This is a genomic window from Bacillus sp. FDAARGOS_1420, assembly GCF_019344915.1.
Classification (GTDB): domain Bacteria; phylum Bacillota; class Bacilli; order Bacillales; family Bacillaceae_G; genus Bacillus_A; species Bacillus_A mycoides.
The window spans coordinates 20,857-39,690 of record NZ_JAHWJB010000002.1; the positions used below are offsets into that span (position 1 = coordinate 20,857).

The following is an 18,834-nucleotide window of genomic DNA, read 5'->3' on the forward strand; positions in this document are numbered from 1 at the left end:
ATCTACCTGTGGTGCTAGTTGATTTAAAAGCACCCTAAAGAGTACTTCAAAGTATTTCCAAACCGCTCCCTAGCCTTATCTAGCATAAGACAATAAACAAGAAAAATGCTTTCTAGTCTACTTTCAAATCCTGATAGGGAACGACTCCTAAAGTCTTGTATCCCTAATTTTTCTAAGGATGAAAAGACTGTTTCGATTTTTTTACGTCGCTTGCCTAACAAAGTATCATTAATTTTGTCTGCACCTCTCATATTTTTACGGAATGGAGTGGTAACTGTGACGCCCTTTTGGGCTATTTTTTCTTGAATAAAACTACTAATATAGCCCTTATCACCAAGAATATGGGGGACGGAGGATTCGTCACTTAGGGTTTCCAGCAGTTGAATGTCGTGGATTTTAGGCGAACTAACCGCATAGGCTACTGGAAAGCCAGTTTCAGTGACTGCAGCGCTTATTTTAACTCCATAATAATACATTTCTTTGGTGGAATTATAACCAATCTTAGCGATTGAACGCAGAACTTTTGCTCGTCGATTTCGGATTTCTTTGCAAAAAGGGCTTGGGAAACTATCAACAATTGTCGTCGTCATGCTTTCAGTTTTCTGCTTCACAAAAAAGAAACGAATGATTTTTATAGCATAAGCTAAACTCGCACACAGTCGGGTATATCGTGTTCGGCTTGGAAATTCAGTGAAGAATAGAATCGTTCGTACCGCACGGTACGTGGCTCTTTGGCTATTGTAGCCAAGCATGAATCCCCATAAAACACAAGCAATTATCACGGTATCGGGTTGGACTAACTTATCAACATTCTTACGATGTTTAATCGTGTCGGGCACATATTTTTTATAAAGTTTAACGACAATTTCTAAAATTTGATTGAAAACGGTATGGGTATCTGTATAATTATCTGTGTATTTTGTAGATTGCATATCATTCACTCATTTCTTGGTCGTTTTGAGTTCAATATATGCAATCTTTTTTTGTTTTTCCAGCATCGTTTAAGATTCTAAATCAACTAGCACCACAGGTTAGTTATAGATTAAAGTAATATTTGCTTTATCGAATTAGTAATGAATATGTTGGGAATGTAGGGTTTTATTTATATTTAATCCAAAATTAACATTCGAGCATTCGCTGAAAAAGCTCCAGATTGCTAGTATGTATATGAGCCTTACGTTGTGCCATAATATGTATCTCCCTAAAGCTATCTATGTAGTCGTAGACCATCTTTTTGAATGTTCTTGTAAAGTAGCCAATCGGATTTCTCATCAAAGTACCGTTATGTTCGTACTCATGCGTTTTAGAGAACAAGACAGAAGAAGCGTTCGCAAGAAGGTTGTGGAATACATCTGTATCCGCTAGTAAATTGAATTTCTGAGCAGCCTTTCGTGCAATGTTTCTGGCATTTTTGAAAGACTCATTTATCACCTTTGAATCAAAAGCAGTTTGTAAGTTCATACGCATAGGTTGGGGTACACGGTAATCGATGAAATTTAAATCATGTTGAAAAGATTGCGAAATGTCCTCTTTACGTATATTTATATCTTTTATATTTTGTTTTAAAGAAATAGTATTTGTTTTCTTGGTAGGACACTTTTCAATCATTTCGGTAGGGGTCTTGTCGGACACTTCTTCCACAATCGGTTGAATGATAATAGCATTAGAAGTTTGGCGCATATCTTTTTTACGCTTCATTGCTATTTGATTAATCATGTCTAAATCCACAAGTTTCTTCATTAAACGTTGTACAGTTTTATAGGAAACGTCCATTATGTCAGCAATTGAATTTTTACATAGGAAGCTAACGCCTACATATTTACAGCTGTGACGCTTTAAAATATCCAATAATGTAATAAGCCTAGCTTGTACATCGACACGTTTAACAGACGTGGTAATGACGTCACTATACGTTCTAACTACTTTGTTTAGTTCTTTGACATCAGTAAATGTGGATAAATTGTGATAGGACTCTTCTTGAGCTATGACATCAATACAATTCTTCTTCATAATAGTAGGCTCCTTTGTATAAACAAAAAAGCAACAGAATGCCAAATGTAAGCAAACTGTTGCTAGGAGACCCTTACGTACGGTAAAATAATACGTATGAGTACAGCAGGTGTTTGCCTATCTGGGTAGGCGGACGGTTAATAAAGTGGTGGAACACTTTATTAACACGCTGTGCTCTTTTATTTTTTTATGGGTTTAATTTTGATTTTTTTCGGTAACGAATTTGGTCACGAATAACTAGAAAAGTGTTGCTATTTATAAATTCAGCTATAGTACGAAACTGCGTAATATAGCTGTTTTATACTGTTTTCGGAAATGAAAGTTTTATATATAACAGATGGAAGAAGTGTATGTGGCACGAAAAACGGTGGAGAAGAAAAATGTATTAAAAGATATGGCAGATAGTTATAAAGTCGTGATGAAAGATAGAGCGTTTTTAATTTTTTGTGCAGCAAGTATATGTACACTATCGTTAGAGTTTCAAATTAATAATTATTTAGGGATACGTTTACAGAAGGAATTTGAAACGGTGCACTTTTTCTTTGGGAATGGTTTTACATTCGATTTAACAGGTATTCGAATGCTCAGCTGGATTTCAGCAGAGAATACAATTTTAGTTGTGTTATGTTCGGCGCTTCTTATTAAAATGCTGAAAAGCTTTAACGATTTAAAAATTTTATATGTAGGCTTATTCATTTATACAATTGGATTTACAATACTCGGAACGAGCAATAGTTTATGGATCTTATTAATCGCAGGGCTTTTCCAAACTGTAGGAGAGATGATGTATGTGCCAGTTCGTCAATCTATTATGGCAGATATGGTGCCGAATGAGGCAAGAGGTTCATATATGGCGATTAACGGAATGGTCTTTCAAGTTGCGAAAATGAATGGTGCATTAGGTGTTATGCTAGGTTCATTTATTGCATCTTGGGGCATGAGCGCTCTATATTTCATCGTTGGTATGAGCAGTATTTTATTATTTATGAAGGCGATAGGGAAAGAAAAGTATGAGGATGAAAGGGAGGTTTCTCAGATTGGATAAAACTATATAAAAAGCGAGCCAGTTATATACTGGGACTCGCTTTTTATATAATTTTTAAAACGGATCAACTTCAGCTAAGTCAGGATTGGTATTCGGGCTTGTTAAAAGATTCTTCAGTTCACCCACTTCTGAGAGAGCGACGAGAATATAACCACTAATGAGGACGATGAGTCCGATGACTCGTAATGTTTGCAATTTAATGTCACGGCTATTTTTTTCTGAGTTGTTTTGGGGCGTTGCAGGCGGATTGTTGTTCATAATAGGTCTCCTATCTTTTTTATTTATATGTGTAAAATCATTATTTAACTTATGGATAGGAATTGTATAGTCATTTTCACTATATGAGAACTGCCTATGAAAAGTGATTAGAAATTTTGGGACGAGAAAAGAGGCTGCGATGTGCAGCCTCTTTTTCGTTAAAATGCGGAAATTCGTTTCTTCGTTTTTGGTACAATAATAAATTTGATCCAGAGTAACCCGATAACCATAATGATAAGGCTATGTAAAAATTGTACTGTAGCAATGAGTATAACACTTGAAAATACAATGAGTTGAATGCTTAGTAATATAAAGATTAAGCTAAGAAATTGACTCATTCGTTCTTCAGTATCAATTGGATATAATGCTACGATAATATTTCCCGAAAAATATTTCCACAGAGAACGAAGCTGCATAGAAATCATATATAGGATGATATAAACGATAGCACCTTTTACGTATATATTCGGAACAAAATATAGGATGAAAGCACCGATTACCCCCAAGCGAATATATATACCGAAATAATCATTACCACGTAAAAATGCAAGTGTATGTAAATAGAAGAAAGTAGCTTGTTTTTTATGTAGTAAAGGTTCGATCCAATTCGTAAGCCATTTTCTGCCGTTTACTTGTTTTTTTAGCTGCGGAACATCGGTAAAGATGCTAGCGAATTGATAAAATCGTATGTCCATTTTTTCTTCTTGCTCGATTATGTATTCCCACGGTATTCGCTTTGTGGGCTGTTTTTTTGTATATAGGAGTAGAAAGGCAAGAAGTAATAGTAAGCCGCCTAGCACAATGATATTTGCAACATAAAACAGCATGTAAATGAAAAGTGCATTACAAGCAACACGAATGATAAGCCATATGCTTTTTTCATAACTATCACGCCATATCCAATGTATGTATATGTTCCAGCCTTTTAAAATCATTAAAACGATAAAGATTGTACATAAAAAAGGTACGGTTAATTGTAATGATTGCAGTGCAAGTGGTACGAGAATAAGGAACGTAAATAATAATGAGAAGAGCTGAATGATGTAATTATATAGAAGAGATTTTTTAAAATAAGAAGTTAATTTCTCTTCTAGTGCTAGTAAATAGACAGCATCGGGCTTTTGAATAAATGTACGTATTGGGCATCTCGTTATAATCGCTGTTAAGACGATTGTAATAAGCAATAGTGATATTCCTTTAGAAGGATCCGTTTTAAGAAACTTAGCGTAATAATATGCACCTACACATGAGACGAAGATGAAGCTATATAGTAAACCGTTAATCATACGTGCAAAGTATGTGATGGCATTTTGAATATGTTGTTGAAAGCGAGAGCTCCATAGTGATTCGATTGACATGTTTTTCACCTCTTTTTTCTATTATATATGTTTTATAAAGTAAAAAACGAGCAAATTGCGTTACGCAACTTGCTCGTTTTTCTTTTCTTTATTTTTTTTCTGATCACGATTCATTAATGGATAGAAGGCAAAGCCAATCCCGAATAAACCAATTCCGAGAAGAAATGTTTTTATATCGGATGCTCCTGTTTTAATAACCCATAGTGCATAGCAAATTGCAATAACTGCGACCACACCATCTATAATTCTTGCCCGTAACTCATTTTTATAAGTTTCACCAGTTGCGACCAGTTTTAACTGGAAGATTGGTGAAACGAGATATGGAATGAGGTAGGCCAGTGTTGATACGGTAATAACGAATGTATAAGCTTCCGCAATGGTTCCAGATAGTGTTGAGAATAAGAACACTTGCGACATAATGTTTGTTAATCGTAATGAGTAAATTGGACTTCCTTTTTTATTTGTTTTTGTAAAGAAGGAAGGGAAGAAACCTTCTTTGGCTGCTTGATAAGGTACTTCAGAGCTTAATAAAATCCAGCCTAATATTGAACCGAATAGGGAAGTAAGAGCAAGTAATGCCATAAGTTTCCCGCCGCCGTGACCCATTGCAGCGTTTAATGCATCTGCTAATGGACGTTCAGAAGCTTGTAATTTATCAACGTGAAGTACACCCATTGTTAAAATTGTAATTCCTAAGTAAATTGCAACTGTGATAAGTAATCCTGCAACAGTTGCGCGTTTTACCGTTTTTGGAGAGGTAGCCCGGTTTGATAAAAGAACGGCTGATTCAATCCCGATAAATGCCCAAAGCGTTGTAAGAGCCGCTAAGTTTACTTGTGAAAGTAGACCGTGTGATACGCCTTCTTTATCGATCATTGGTGTGTACCATTGTCCAAATTTTGAAGCTTCGAACGCAAATAACGTAACAATGATGAATAGAAGGAATCCAGTTACTTTCGTTGTTGTTGCTAGGAAGTTGAGCTTCCCAGCTCCGCTTACACCGTTTGTTAAAATTAAATGTGTGCCCCATAGTAAGACGGAACAAATAGTAAATGTAATGAGCTTTCCAACTTCTATATCGAACGAGCCGATTGAAAATAATAGTCGCGTATCTTTCATAATCGGGAAGAAGAGTGATAAATATCCCGCGAAAGATGTAATGATGGCAACGTTACTTGCCCAGTTTGCAACCCAATATCCCCACACCATGCTGAAACCAGCCATTTTCTTTCTTTTTGGTGTTGAGAATAAAGCATATGCATGACTTTGTGGTCCTGTCGTTAAATCAGGACGACGAATTGCTAAATTACCGAAAACAAGAGCTAGCATTAAAACACCAAACCCTGTTGTTAACCAAGCTAAAGTGACACCGAGTGGGCTTGCTGTTTGTGCCAACGTACTTGGCACCATGAAAATACCAGCGCCAACCATGTTACCGACAACGAAAGCTGTTAGTACCCAAAAGCCCCATTTTTTTTGTTGCATAGAAAATACCTCCAAAGTTAGTATAACCAAGTCAAGCGAGGAGATATGTATGTCTTCCTGATAAGGAAGAGAAGGTCCAAACAAAACAAAAAAAGCACGTAATTTGCCGCTACATGCTTTCTATCTTATAAGAAACCCACGACATACCTCTCGATAGCTCTCCACAAACGAAACGTTTGTGACAGTTCTGCACTTATTAAATGCAGACCCAGCAAGCGTGCATGGTGGACACGACTTACTTCGGCAATCATTCCTTTCTCATTTCTTCATCAATGCCACTACATCTCCTGAAATGATACTTTTAATGATTGCAACCTCTACCTCACCGAGATACGAATGAGGATTTATGTATTAAATTAACATGTTTAAGAGTAACAAATGTATTTTTATACGTCAATGGATATAGTAATAATCAGATTATAGAGAAGAATTTGTTATTAGGTCCCGGAGGATTTTAACTAAAAAGCAGCTGACCTAAATATTAGATCAGCTGCTACATATAAGATTAAACTAAGTTTAATACAGTTACTTTTTGACGAGTCATAGACTCAAGGCTCTTACGAATACCTTGTGCGCCCATACCCGAACCTTTTACACCGATGAATGGGAAGTGGTCAGGGCCGCGCTCTGTGCGTCCGTTAATTTGAACAGAACCAGTGTCGATTTTGTTAGCAATTGCAAATGCTTTGTTAATGTCTTTTGTGAAGACACTTGCTTGCAGACCGAACTCTGATTTGTTAGCAATTTCAATCGCTTGTTCGTCAGAAGAAACACGGATGATTGGAAGGATTGGGCCAAATGGCTCTTCCCAAGCAACTTTCATTTCTTCTGTTACGTTGTCGATTAACGTTGGATAAATTAGGTTGCGCTCACGTTTGTTACCGATAACGATTGTTGCACCTTTTTCAGCAGCATCGTCAATTAAACCTTGAACGAAGTCAGCAGATTTGTCGTCGATTAATGGAACGATTGTGCTGTTTTGTTCTGGAGATCCAACTGATAGTTCAGCTACTTGCTCTTTTAATAAGCCAGCTAGTTCGTCTGCTACATTTTCATGTACAAGTACACGCTTAATAGCTGTACAACGTTGACCTGAGTAAGAGAATGCACCGCTTACGATATGCTTTGCAGCTTCTTGTAAGTCTGCATCTTCACAAACGATACCAGGATCTTTACCACCAAGTTCTAATACAAGTGGAATCATCGCAGCTTTTTTCGCTAAATGTTTACCTGTATTTGTACCACCTGTGAACGATACCATATTTACGCCAGGATGTTCTACTAAGTAGTCACCAATTACAGAACCGCGTCCTGTAGCTACATTTACAAGACCTTTTGGAAGGCCAGCTTTATGAAGTGCTTCAACCATTTTAACACCGCTAATTGCACCTTGAGTTGCTGGTTTGAAGATAACAGCGTTACCCATAATAAGTGCTGGTGCAAGTTTTGCAGCAGATAAGTTTACTGGGTAGTTAAATGGTGCAATTGCTAATACAACACCAAGTGGTGCGCGCTGAATAATCGCAAGTTTAGATTTAGATCCACCAGGGAAGCTATCACCCATCATGCTTTCACCGTGCATGTGAAGTGCTTCGTCAACTGTGTAACGAATTAAGTCAGCTGTACGAACGACTTCTTTTTGCGCATCTTTATAGCCTTTACCGACTTCTTTCATAATGATATCGGCAATTTCATCTTGCATATTTACGAGCTCATCAGCCCATTTATATAAATATTTTGCGCGATCTTGTAGAGAAGCTTCAGCCCATGATTTTTGAGCTTCTTTTGCAGATGCAATTGCTTCATCTACTTCTCCTTGAGTAATTGCTTGTACTTGCCCAATTACTTCGTGTAAGTATGGAGATGGAATGTCGATTGTTTGACCTGAAGAGCTTTCTCTCCATTCTCCGTTTAAATAAAATTTGTACGTATTGCTAGTTGTCATGATTAGTCCTCCTAAAATAGCAACTTGTAAGAGTGAGTATAAGGTGATTGTAGGTGGTTTGATAATATTTTTCAAATGAAATGTTTGTGAAAACGATTTCTTACTATTTTTTTGTTTTGTATGCCCTTTCTTACAGAAGATTCTCTTATTTCAAACTGAATTATAAGCAGAATGCATCACTTTTATTTTTTGTGATAAAAGATTATTTTATTCTAAAGCGAAAAAAATAATTGACAGAATACTCAATAAAGTTGTAAGATTATAAATGGAAAATAAATGAAGGGGGTGTGCGTAATGATTGTAATCGTAAATGTAATGGGCTTAGCTCTGTTAAATGGCGGAAAACATTCATATCATTACGCAACCCGTGCGGATATATAGGACCTTTTTGTCTTATGAGAAGCGTACGTTGCGTATATCGTAACGTACGCTTTTATGCATTCTATTGCATATCGTCAAGCGGCGGTATGCTTTTTTTTGTTTGTTTTCCTTGTTACTATAAAAAATTAGAATTTGGAAGGTGGAAAAATGTGATGAAATTGTATGGCTTACGAAATGTAAATGTGATGGGTTTGGATAGCGGATAAAGAAATGTGAATCAAACGAGAAAGAGAAAGGAGAGGTTATATTGTTTTCAGTATTACTAAAGTTAAGCTGGTTTTTTAGAGAGCATTGGAAAAGGTATAGTATCGCAATTGGGGTACTTTTAATTGTAAACGTGATAGAGGTAATTCCACCGAAAGTGTTAGGAATTACAATTGATAGTATTAAAACGGGAGCCTTAACGAATGAGGCGATTATGCAATATATTCTTATTTTACTTGGGGTAACGATTGGTGGGTATGTACTTACTTTCATTTGGCAGCACCAACTATTTGGCGGTGCGTTCGTACTTGAGAAAACGATGCGTTCAAAATTTATGGGGCACTTACTTAAGATGACACCGACGTTTTATCAAAAAAATCGTACTGGCGATTTAATGGCGAGAGCGACAAATGATTTAAAAGCAATCTCCATGACAGCTGGTTTTGGTATATTAACGCTCGTTGATTCTAGTCTATATATGCTTACAATCGTTTGTATGATGGGCTTTTCAATTAGTTGGCAGTTAACATTTGCTGCGCTTATACCACTTCCGATTATGGCGTATGCGATGAATAGATACGGAAAGAAGTTGCATGAAAGATTTACAGTCGCGCAAGATGCGTTCGGGGATATGAACGATAAAGTACTTGAATCAATTGCGGGTGTACGCGTTATTCGTGCGTATGTACAGGAGAACGCTGATCAAGAAAGGTTTCATCATTTAGGAGATGACGTATACGAGAAAAATATGAGAGTAGCAAGAATCGATGCATTATTCCAGCCGACTGTGAAAATGCTCGTCGGTCTTAGTTATTTAATTGGTTTAGTGTACGGTGCATATCTCGTATTCCAATCAAAGGTGACACTTGGTGAGCTCGTTTCTTTTAACGTCTATTTAGGGATGATGATTTGGCCGATGTTTGCAATTGGTGAATTGATTAATGTTATGCAAAGAGGAAATGCGTCGCTCGACCGTGTAAATGAAACGTTAGCTTATGAACCAGATGTAAAGAATCCGAAAGATCCAAAGGTTGTACAAGAGCCAGATTACATTCAGTTTGATAACGTTACTTTTTCATATCCTTCATCAATTGAAACGAATTTGAAAAATGTTTCGTTCTCTTTAAAACAAGGAGAGACACTTGGAGTTGTTGGGAAGACAGGAAGCGGGAAAACGACGCTCGTTCGTCAGCTTCTTCGTCAATATCCACTTGGAGAAGGGGATATTGCGGTTTCTGATGTGAAGCTAGATAAAATTACGAATGATAACGTACTTGGCTGGATTGGGTATGTACCTCAGGAACACATTTTGTTCTCAAAAACAGCGAAGGAAAATATTTTATTCGGAAATAGAGAAGCGACTGAAGAAGAACTTGAAAAAGCGATTGAAATAGCTGCGTTTAAAAAGGATTTAGAGTTTTTACCGGAAGGTTTAGAAACGCTCGTTGGAGAGAAAGGTGTTTCTTTATCAGGTGGGCAAAAGCAAAGGATTTCGATTGCGAGGGCTGTTATTCAAAATCCGGAAATTTTAATTTTGGACGATTCTTTATCAGCTGTTGATGCTCGTACTGAAGCGGCAATTATTGAAAACATACGAACAGAAAGAAGCGGGAAGACGACGATTATAACAACGCATCGTTTGTCAGCAGTGCAGCATGCTGATTGGATTCTCGTTATGGATAACGGTGAGGTTATTGAAGAAGGTTCGCATGAAGCACTCGTTCGAAATGGGGGCTGGTATGCAGAGCAGTTCGAAAGACAACAAGGTGAAAGTGAAAGTACGGATAGTGGGGTGAAAATATGAGTGTTTCAAAACGATTGTTTCAATACGCGATGAAAGTAAAAGGGCCGATTTTTGCAGCGATGGCGATGCTATTTGTTTTCGTTATTGCAGAACTCGCGGGTCCTTTCGTCGCAAAAACGATGATCGATGAGCATATCGTTGGAATAGAGAGACCCTGGTATGAAACAGAAAAGAGTGAGGATGCTGTTTCATATAATGGCGCCTTTTATAAGCGAAGTGATCGCTTTGAACAAGGTGAGCAAAAAGGGAAAGAAGTCCGAGTGATTCAAGTTGGTTTTCAGTACTATTTTGTACCGAATAAAATAACGCTTGAAGGAACTCGTTCTGTTAAGGGTGATGTGCTTACAGTACAAAGTGGTAAGGCAGTGCAAGTGTATAAATCGAAAGCCTTAACGAAAGAAGAAGTATTTGCGTTTTATAAACCAGAAATAAATAGGTTATTACTACTTGGCGGTGGATATTTCGCTTTATTAGTAGTCGTATCATTATTTGCATACGGAAAGCAGTTCTTCTTACAGAAGGCGGCAAACAAAATTATTCAAATTATGAGGGAAGACGTCTTTTCCCATATTCAAACGTTGCCAATTCGTTATTTTGACCATTTACCAGCAGGGAAAATTGTATCACGTGTAACGAATGATACAGAAGCGATTCGTGATTTATATGTAACAGTGCTTGCGACATTCGTCTCTAGTATCATCTATATTATCGGGATTTTCGCTGCGCTATTTTTACTTGATGTAAAACTGGCGGCGCTATGCTTACTTATCATCCCAATTTTAATTGTTTGGGCGATTATGTATAGAAAGTATGCGTCTGTATACAATCATAAAATGCGTTCGCGTTTATCGGATATTAACGGAACAGTGAATGAATCAATTCAAGGGATGCCAATTATTCAAGCATTTCGTCAAGAACATGAAACGAAGAAGGAATTTGAAGAGTTAAATGGTGATTATTTTAAATATCAAAATAAAATTTTAAATTTAAATGCAGCAACTTCGCATAATTTAGTGTCTGTATTAAGAAATATCGCTTTTACAGGTGTAATTTGGTATTTCGGTGGTGCTTCATTAAGTGCTTCTGGCCTCCTTTCTCTAGGGATACTGTATGCTTTCGTCGATTATTTAACGAGGTTATTCTCGCCAATTACGAACATGGTGAACCAACTTGCTAACTTAGAGCAATCGCGTGTTGCATCAGAGCGTGTGTTTGAATTGCTAGAGGAAAAGGGAGAGGCAGTAGAAGAAGAACGTATGCCTCGCTTAACCGGAAATGTGAAATTTGATAATGTTTCGTTTTCTTACAATGGAAAAGATGAAGTGTTAAAAAATATTTCTTTTGAAGCGAAACAAGGGGAGACAGTGGCACTTGTCGGTCATACTGGATCAGGAAAAAGTTCCATTATGAATGTGCTCTTTCAGTTTTATGAATTTCAAAAAGGGAAGCTTACGATTGATGGTCATGATGTAACAGAGATGCCGAAACAAGCAACACGTGAACATATGGGAATTGTATTGCAAGATCCGTTTTTATTTAGCGGGACAGTGGCATCCAATGTAAGCTTAGAAAATGAAAAAATTACAAAAGATCGCATCGTAAAGGCGTTACGAGATGTTGGTGCGGAAAGGTTTGCTAACAATATAGATGAAAAAATTACGGAGAAAGGAAGTACACTTTCAACCGGAGAACGTCAGCTTATATCGTTTGCTAGGGCACTTGCTTTTGATCCTGCTATTTTAATTTTAGATGAAGCGACTTCCAGTATTGATACAGAAACAGAAGCGATGATTCAACAAGCGCTAGAAGTTGTGAAGAAAGGACGAACGACGTTTATTATCGCTCATCGTCTTTCAACAATTAAGAGCGCTGATCAAATTATTGTGCTTGATAGAGGAACGATTTTGGAAAAAGGTTCCCATGATGAATTAATGAAAAAGCGCGGGCGTTATTACGATATGTATAAAACGCAAATGGAAGGAAACCAGAGTGCTTAATTTTTAGAAGAACTTGCGATTTTCGCAAGTTCTTTTTTGATCGGATTGTCCGCTTAGAAGTTAATATATTTCACCGGCTGAAAAACTTATAAATAAGTAGGTATTATTTTACCTTTTTCTTTATAAATGCTATATTAAAAAATGTTACTTATTTTTTGTATGTAGCGCTATTTTTCCATTTTGTTTGATTATGAAGAAAAAGGTTAAACTAAATAAGAACATTTTCATTGAAAAATTGTTCGAAATTGCATACAATCAATATAGTTTTTAAATTCCTATCAGAATACTTGGAGGACTACTATCATGAAAAAGTTATTTTCAGTGCTTGCAGTAACTACATTAGCGATTGGGATTGTAGCGGGCTGCGGTAAAGAAGAGAAAAAAGATACAGCTAATCAAGATGCATTACAGAAGATAAAACAAAGCGGTGAGCTTGTAATTGGTACAGAAGGTACATATCCACCATTTACGTTCCACGATACAAACGATAAATTAACTGGGTTTGACGTTGAATTAGCAGAAGAAGTTGCAAAACGTTTAGGTGTAAAGCCTGTATTTAAAGAAACACAATGGGATAGCTTACTTGCAGGAATAGATGCAAAACGTTTCGACATGGTTGCGAACGAAGTTGGTATTCGTGAAGATCGCCAAAAGAAATATGACTTCTCTAGTCCATATATTTCTTCTTCAGCAGCATTAGTTATTGCGAAAGATAAAGATAAACCTGCTACATTTGCTGACGTAAAAGGATTAAAAGCAGCACAATCTTTAACAAGTAACTACGCAGATATTGCTAAGAAAAATGGTGCGGAAATCACAGGTGTAGAAGGATTTAGCCAAGCAGCAGAATTATTAAGTTCTGGCCGCGTTGATTTCACAATCAATGATAAATTATCAGTGTTAAACTATTTAGAAACGAAAAAAGATGCAAAAATTAAAATTGTAGATACAGAAAAAGAAGCGTCACAAAGTGGATTCTTATTCCGTAAAGGTAGCGACAAACTTGTACAGGAAGTAAATAAAGCGTTAGAAGATATGAAAAAAGATGGTACGTACGATAAAATAACGAAAAAATGGTTCGGTGAAAATGTATCTAAGTAGCGCATTGATGTCAGATCGATTGTCTACTTGGATAGATATTATGCAGACTTCCTTCGCGCCTATGCTGAAGGAAGCTGTCTTTACGACAATTCCGTTAACGCTTATTACATTTATTATCGGTATTATACTTGCGACGTTAACAGCGCTCGCACGTATTTCAGGTAGTCGTATTTTACAATGGATTGCTCGTATCTATGTATCTATCATTCGCGGAACGCCACTTCTTGTACAGTTATTTATTATTTTCTATGGCCTTCCAACTCTTAATATTGAGGTTGAGCCATATACAGCAGCAGTTATTGGATTTTCATTAAATGTAGGTGCATATGCATCTGAAATTATTCGTGCTTCTATCCTTTCAATCCCGAAAGGACAGTGGGAAGCAGCTTACACAATTGGGATGACATACCCGCAAGCATTAAAACGTGTTATTTTACCACAAGCAACACGCGTATCAATTCCGCCGCTTTCGAATACATTTATTAGTTTAGTGAAGGATACTTCATTAGCGTCGTTAATTTTAGTAACAGAAATGTTCCGAAAAGCGCAGGAAATTGCGGCAATGAACTATGAGTTTTTAATTGTTTATTTTGAAGCAGGTCTAATTTATTGGGTAATTTGCTTCTTATTATCTATCGTGCAACAAATATTAGAAAAACGTTCAGAACGTTATACTCTAAAATAACCCTTTCATAAAAGGAGTTTTTGTTTTTATGATTTCAATTCAACATTTACAAAAAAGTTTCGGAGATAATACCGTATTAAAACATATAGACTTATCAGTTGAGAAGGGCGAAGTGGTTGTTATTATCGGGCCATCTGGATCTGGTAAAACGACATTCTTGCGTTGTCTCAACGTGTTAGAAACGCCGAACGCTGGTAACATTCGCATCGGCAATAAAGAGCTCGATTTCTCTCAAAAAGTATCGAAGAAAGATATTGTAAATCTTCGTACGCAAACAGGTATGGTATTCCAACACCATAATCTATTTCCTCATTTAACAGCAATTCACAATGTAATGGAAGGGCTCATTACAGTGAAAAAGATGGGGAAAGAAGAAGCAAAGAAAAAAGCAAACTATTTCCTTGAAAAAGTTGGTCTTGCGGATAAAGTAGACTTATATCCGTTCCAATTATCAGGTGGACAACAACAGCGCGTTGGAATCGCTCGTGCGCTTGCGATGGAGCCGGAAGTTTTACTATTTGATGAGCCAACGTCAGCACTTGATCCTGAGCTAGTTCAAGAAGTTTTAAAGGTTATGAAAGAACTTGCTAAAGAAGGAATGACGATGGTCATTGTAACGCATGAAATGCGCTTTGCTCATCAAATTGCGAACCGTGTTATTTTCATGGATGGCGGTGTCGTTGTCGAACAAGGTACACCGGAAGATGTATTTACAAATCCAAAAGAAGAACGAACGAAGAAGTTTTTACAAATGTTGCAGTAAATTAAGGAAGGTCTCAGGGCATATGCCCTGAGACCTTTTTGCCATATATATTTATTTTTGGAATCCGCCAAGGCTTTGCTCAGCCATTGCAACTAGACGTTTTGTAATTTCTCCACCAACAGAACCGTTAGCGCGAGCCGTAGAATCTGCTCCTAATTGTACACCAAATTCTTGAGCGATTTCGTACTTCATTTGATCGATTGCTGCTGTTGCACCTGGTACTACTAATTGATTGTAAGAGCTTTGGTTTGCCATAGGAATATATCCTCCTTAGAGTTATAAAAATTTTTTTGGTTGGACTAGCTGGATTTGAACCAGATTATCGCCCCGTTTGGCGCTAATCCATCGGTAATTAAGTTTGTACTCATAGTATGGATGTTACCTAGAAAGATATACAAAAAAATAATTTGTAAATTTTGTAAAAAAATATTTCATCATTTCGTAAATTATGAAATAAGAGTAATCGTTGTATTTTTAAGAAAGAAGGCTAAACTAAGAGCGAAATCATATGCGTTTTTTTCTTTGTATAACCAGCTTGGCTTACTTAACTTATGATTTGTTAAAGTGAGACAAATTCCAGTTTAGTAAAATGAAAATTAAATCGGAAGCAACTGCATAGTTCTGTTTTAACCCAGGGCAGGGCAGAAAAAGGAACTGACCGCGTCTATGCACGGCTAGATGCTCTCTTTAATCTAAAAAAGAAGCTTTTAAACGAAAATGTAATTAAAGTGAGATAAATTAAAGCTTAGTAAAATGAAAATTAAACGGCAACAACTGCATAGTTCTGTTTTAACCCAGGGTAGGGTAGAAAAAGGAACTGACCGCGTCTATGCACGGCTTAGATGCTCTCTTCAATCTAAAAAAAGGGCTTTTTAATTGTTTTTAAACGATAACGTATGGAGGAATCATGATGGGAATTTGCCCGCTTTGCAACGCGCTAGAATCACAAACATATTCTTGTCAAAATTGCCAAGGTATACTCCAAGATTATGGGAAAACTGTAGATTACATAGACGATTACAGTGCATATATGGATCAAGAATTATTAAGTGCAGTAGACGGTTTAACACATAATAATTCACAGGAGTATTGCAATCATGTTTTTTATTGCGGAGTATGTAATGTGGAAACTGAAGTTGTAGTGAAGCTCGTTTAAATAAAAAACTTCCACCTTATGAAGGAGGTGGAAGTTTTTGTTTTTGTATTTGTGAGTTAATCATAGGGGAAGGGATGTTTTCGGTATGTGACGAAGGATCTGATTTTATTTGTGACATTTTTTCTTTCGTATCGCGCAAAGAGTGTTCAGTTAAATAGATGGCATATTCATAAAATAATTGGCGCGTAAGTTCACTTTGTTCTTTTAACTTTTCATCTTGGAATACAGTTCGCCCCGGTTTAGAATTTGCTTCAAATAGCCACGGGTTTTCCGTGGTGTCTAAACCAATGTCAAAACCAATCTCTCCAATGTTCCCGGTTACTTGCCCATCAAGTGCATAACTGATTTGTAAGGCTGTTTGTTTTAGTTTATTTTCAATTTGAACTTGCTTTGTTGAATCAGGAAATAGTTCCTGAAGTAATTTCGTATCACCGCCGCTATTTACATGAGTTGTTAAGCTACCTTTGCCGGCGATTTTTGCGACGATTGCACTGACTACCCAATTACCAAAATGGTTTTTATTTGTATGAATGCGAAAATCGACGGGTTGCCCTTCGAAGCGGAGCAGTGAGATACCTTGTTGTACGATAAACTTTTTTAAATCATGTCCTTTTAACACATGGTTAAGAAGGGCTTCTAATGATTGATACTTTCTTAGTTTGTTTTGTTCATTTTCACGATAACGACAATAGTAGCAATTATCAGTTTGAGAATAGAGTATTTGATGAATATTTCTGCCGAAGCTACCGTGTATTGGTTTCATATAAATGTACTTATACGTACCGAGAAGTCGTTCTACTTGTTCAAAATGTTGAAATACTTCTGTATTTGGTAAGAATGGTTTAATTGAATCTTCTTTCATTAAAAGTTGATGCACTTCCCATTTATTGAAAAATCCCGGATTAAACCACGGAATCGCATAGTCGCTTTCTAAACGTTTTTTTGCTCTTACGATAGGTTTGTAATTTTCTGCTTGCCGATTTGGTAAACGGTCGTAAATGACATTTGGTAAAGGGACTTTGTTTTTTACCCATTTTCCTTCTTGAAAGAAGTACCCTTCAATTGTTTCCTCTTCCCAGTTTATATGTTGAAGGCCAAAGACAAATACAAATGGCTGTAATGTGAATGGTGGTGTTAATAACTCACTGAGAGAGATGGAACGACTTCCTAAAGGAGAATTAGAATCATCGTTAAAGCCAGTTGTGAAAATCCCGATTAATGGGCCGAAAACAATGGTTTGATTGTGTAAGAAGGCATGGATTGTCGTCGAATGCGGTAGTAAAAGATCGGCTGCAATCTGTTCGCCAATAATAATTTCTCGCGTGAATGAATAATGAATTTTAATATTCTCACATGTAATATAACGTAAGCCAAAGAAAAAGGATGTAATTGGTGGTGTAATAGAAAAAACGTAAGGTAAAGTAATACTATTTGGATGCTCATCTGAAATACTTAATGTATATATGTGCTCTTTCAACGGGGATTTCCTCCTTTCGTTATGGTGTAAATCGGCTAAACTTTAATGGACCATGAAAAATTTGTTCAGCGAGTTCGTCGTTGTACCTAGTATAAACTTCGTAAGAAGGCATCGTATTGACGTACATAAGCCAAATGGCACCTTTTTGATCCATAATGGTAGAAAGCTCTAGTTCAAATAATGAAGAATAGGACTGATCGAGTGTTTTAAAAACTTCGGTTACAACATCATGTAAAGCATCTTTTAATAATTGGACGCCAGTTGGAGAAAGTAAATATTTAATTTTAGAAAATGGATGTAACATAGAACGTTCTGTTGCTGAAAGTAAAAATTGTGCTGGGAATGAAGATTTTTGTATAAATTGACCGAGCACTTTCCAATTCTGTTCTTTATTTTTTTGCATAATGGTTCGAATATGAATCGGATATGATAGTTGATTTGGAGGTTGTAACATTGGATGAATCATATAACGGAATGAGTGTATGTTCGATTTGCACCATGATATAAATTCATCTGTTCGTTTGAATTGAGTAGAAGTATGATGTTGTTCATTTATTGTCTCGATATGAAATGTTTTATTTTTGTAAGTGGCTCGATATAAATTTTCATTGGAGTGTATATTGATTGGTCTTATAATAATATCTCTTGTTTCTAGTAGTAATTTAAAAATTCCTTGTACTGTTCCTTTTATTATTTTTGGTACGTAAGGGGAAAGACGTTTATTAGTAAGAAAAAGATTGTGCAAATCGCTTGGGTTAATAAGTGTGTTGTTTAAAAAAGTAGTGGAAGAACGTTTGTGTAATGAATGAATAATCGCATTTGCTTGTTGGAATTCCTCATCCTCTTTGAAATGACAACGATCATATATATATGAAGGAATGGGAAAGGTTTGATCTATCCAATTTCCTGTATCTGTATCGTAAATAAGACCAGAAACAAGATCTGTCTTTGAATCAATGCTAAACGGTGTGAATTGGGCAACGACGTTATGATAAAGACGAGCTCGCTTAGCGATTTCGGTGTAATACGTTTGCTCGTGATGGAGCCCGGAAGTTAAAAGACCAAGAACCAACGAAATCACTCCTTTAGTAATAAGATGTTTGCATTATAGGCGAAGCTATATATTGCAAATACGTTTTTATACCATTATACTTTTGTCGGTATG

General features: G+C 36.5%; 15 protein-coding genes, 1 pseudogene and 1 riboswitch. Of the genes and pseudogenes, 7 read left to right on the plus strand and 9 right to left on the minus strand.

Annotation, left to right across the window (positions count from 1 at the left end; translation table 11 throughout):
- Window positions 1–23: 23 nt before the first annotated feature.
- Both I6L50_RS10390 and I6L50_RS10395 read right to left on the minus strand, forming a co-directional pair.
- A complete protein-coding gene (locus I6L50_RS10390) occupies window positions 24–932 on the minus strand; it encodes an IS982 family transposase (protein ID WP_219301320.1) in 909 nt (302 codons plus the stop codon).
- A gap of 187 nt (window positions 933–1,119) precedes the next feature.
- Window positions 1,120–2,010 carry a cytosolic protein gene (locus tag I6L50_RS10395; RefSeq protein WP_219301321.1) on the minus strand — a complete coding sequence of 297 codons (891 nt, stop codon included), beginning with the start codon at window positions 2,008–2,010 and terminating at the stop codon, window positions 1,120–1,122.
- Between the two features lie 337 nt (window positions 2,011–2,347).
- Here I6L50_RS10395 and I6L50_RS10400 point away from each other — a divergent pair.
- A pseudogene (locus I6L50_RS10400) lies at window positions 2,348–3,055 on the plus strand (MFS transporter); the annotation flags it as partial.
- Window positions 3,056–3,109: 54 nt separating this feature from the next.
- On the opposite strand, the gene I6L50_RS10405 reads toward I6L50_RS10400, so the two are convergent.
- The 4 genes from I6L50_RS10405 to gapN form a co-directional block, all read right to left on the minus strand.
- Complete coding sequence (locus tag I6L50_RS10405) at window positions 3,110–3,313, minus strand: hypothetical protein (protein WP_219301322.1); 204 nt, start codon at window positions 3,311–3,313, stop codon at window positions 3,110–3,112.
- Window positions 3,314–3,471: 158 nt separating this feature from the next.
- Complete coding sequence (locus tag I6L50_RS10410) at window positions 3,472–4,671, minus strand: ABC transporter permease (RefSeq protein WP_219301323.1); 1,200 nt, start codon at window positions 4,669–4,671, stop codon at window positions 3,472–3,474.
- Between the two features lie 60 nt (window positions 4,672–4,731).
- Window positions 4,732–6,156: an amino acid permease gene (locus I6L50_RS10415; protein WP_219301324.1), complete on the minus strand. Its 1,425-nt coding sequence runs from the start codon at window positions 6,154–6,156 to the stop codon at window positions 4,732–4,734.
- A 146-nt stretch (window positions 6,157–6,302) separates the two neighbouring features.
- Window positions 6,303–6,484, minus strand: a riboswitch (Lysine riboswitch).
- A gap of 177 nt (window positions 6,485–6,661) precedes the next feature.
- Window positions 6,662–8,101: an NADP-dependent glyceraldehyde-3-phosphate dehydrogenase gene (gapN, locus tag I6L50_RS10420; protein WP_002010835.1), complete on the minus strand. Its 1,440-nt coding sequence runs from the start codon at window positions 8,099–8,101 to the stop codon at window positions 6,662–6,664.
- A 628-nt stretch (window positions 8,102–8,729) separates the two neighbouring features.
- Here gapN and I6L50_RS10425 point away from each other — a divergent pair.
- The 5 genes from I6L50_RS10425 (at window position 8,730) to I6L50_RS10445 (ending at window position 15,036) form a co-directional block, all read left to right on the plus strand.
- Window positions 8,730–10,490, plus strand: a complete 1,761-nt coding sequence (locus I6L50_RS10425; RefSeq protein ID WP_219301325.1) for an ABC transporter ATP-binding protein — start codon at window positions 8,730–8,732, stop codon at window positions 10,488–10,490.
- Window positions 10,487–12,487 (plus strand): ABC transporter ATP-binding protein, encoded by a 2,001-nt coding sequence (locus I6L50_RS10430; RefSeq protein ID WP_219301326.1) that lies wholly within the window; start codon window positions 10,487–10,489, stop codon window positions 12,485–12,487. Before I6L50_RS10425 ends, I6L50_RS10430 begins: the two co-directional genes overlap by 4 nt.
- A gap of 303 nt (window positions 12,488–12,790) precedes the next feature.
- Entirely contained in the window at window positions 12,791–13,588 is a 798-nt protein-coding gene (locus I6L50_RS10435) for an amino acid ABC transporter substrate-binding protein (protein WP_002030008.1), read from the plus strand.
- Window positions 13,575–14,273: an amino acid ABC transporter permease gene (locus I6L50_RS10440; protein WP_033706449.1), complete on the plus strand. Its 699-nt coding sequence runs from the start codon at window positions 13,575–13,577 to the stop codon at window positions 14,271–14,273. The genes I6L50_RS10435 and I6L50_RS10440 overlap by 14 nt, the downstream gene beginning before the upstream one ends.
- 28 nt (window positions 14,274–14,301) lie before the next feature.
- Window positions 14,302–15,036, plus strand: a complete 735-nt coding sequence (locus tag I6L50_RS10445) for an amino acid ABC transporter ATP-binding protein (protein WP_219301327.1) — start codon at window positions 14,302–14,304, stop codon at window positions 15,034–15,036.
- Between the two features lie 51 nt (window positions 15,037–15,087).
- Here the strand turns inward: I6L50_RS10445 and sasP are convergent, their stop codons facing one another.
- Entirely contained in the window at window positions 15,088–15,291 is a 204-nt protein-coding gene (gene sasP, locus I6L50_RS10450) for a small acid-soluble spore protein, SasP family (protein WP_000013349.1), read from the minus strand.
- Between the two features lie 655 nt (window positions 15,292–15,946).
- On the opposite strand from sasP, the gene I6L50_RS10455 reads away from it, so the two are divergent.
- Window positions 15,947–16,192, plus strand: a complete 246-nt coding sequence (locus tag I6L50_RS10455) for a hypothetical protein (protein ID WP_002087367.1) — start codon at window positions 15,947–15,949, stop codon at window positions 16,190–16,192.
- 16 nt (window positions 16,193–16,208) lie between these two features.
- Here I6L50_RS10455 and I6L50_RS10460 read toward each other — a convergent pair whose 3' ends face one another.
- Window positions 16,209–17,669 carry a YheC/YheD family endospore coat-associated protein gene (locus tag I6L50_RS10460; protein ID WP_113936707.1) on the minus strand — a complete coding sequence of 487 codons (1,461 nt, stop codon included), beginning with the start codon at window positions 17,667–17,669 and terminating at the stop codon, window positions 16,209–16,211.
- Window positions 17,670–17,688: 19 nt separating this feature from the next.
- On the minus strand, window positions 17,689–18,741 hold the full coding sequence (locus I6L50_RS10465; protein ID WP_219301329.1) for a YheC/YheD family protein: 1,053 nt from the start codon (window positions 18,739–18,741) through the stop codon (window positions 17,689–17,691).
- Window positions 18,742–18,834: the final 93 nt, after the last annotated feature.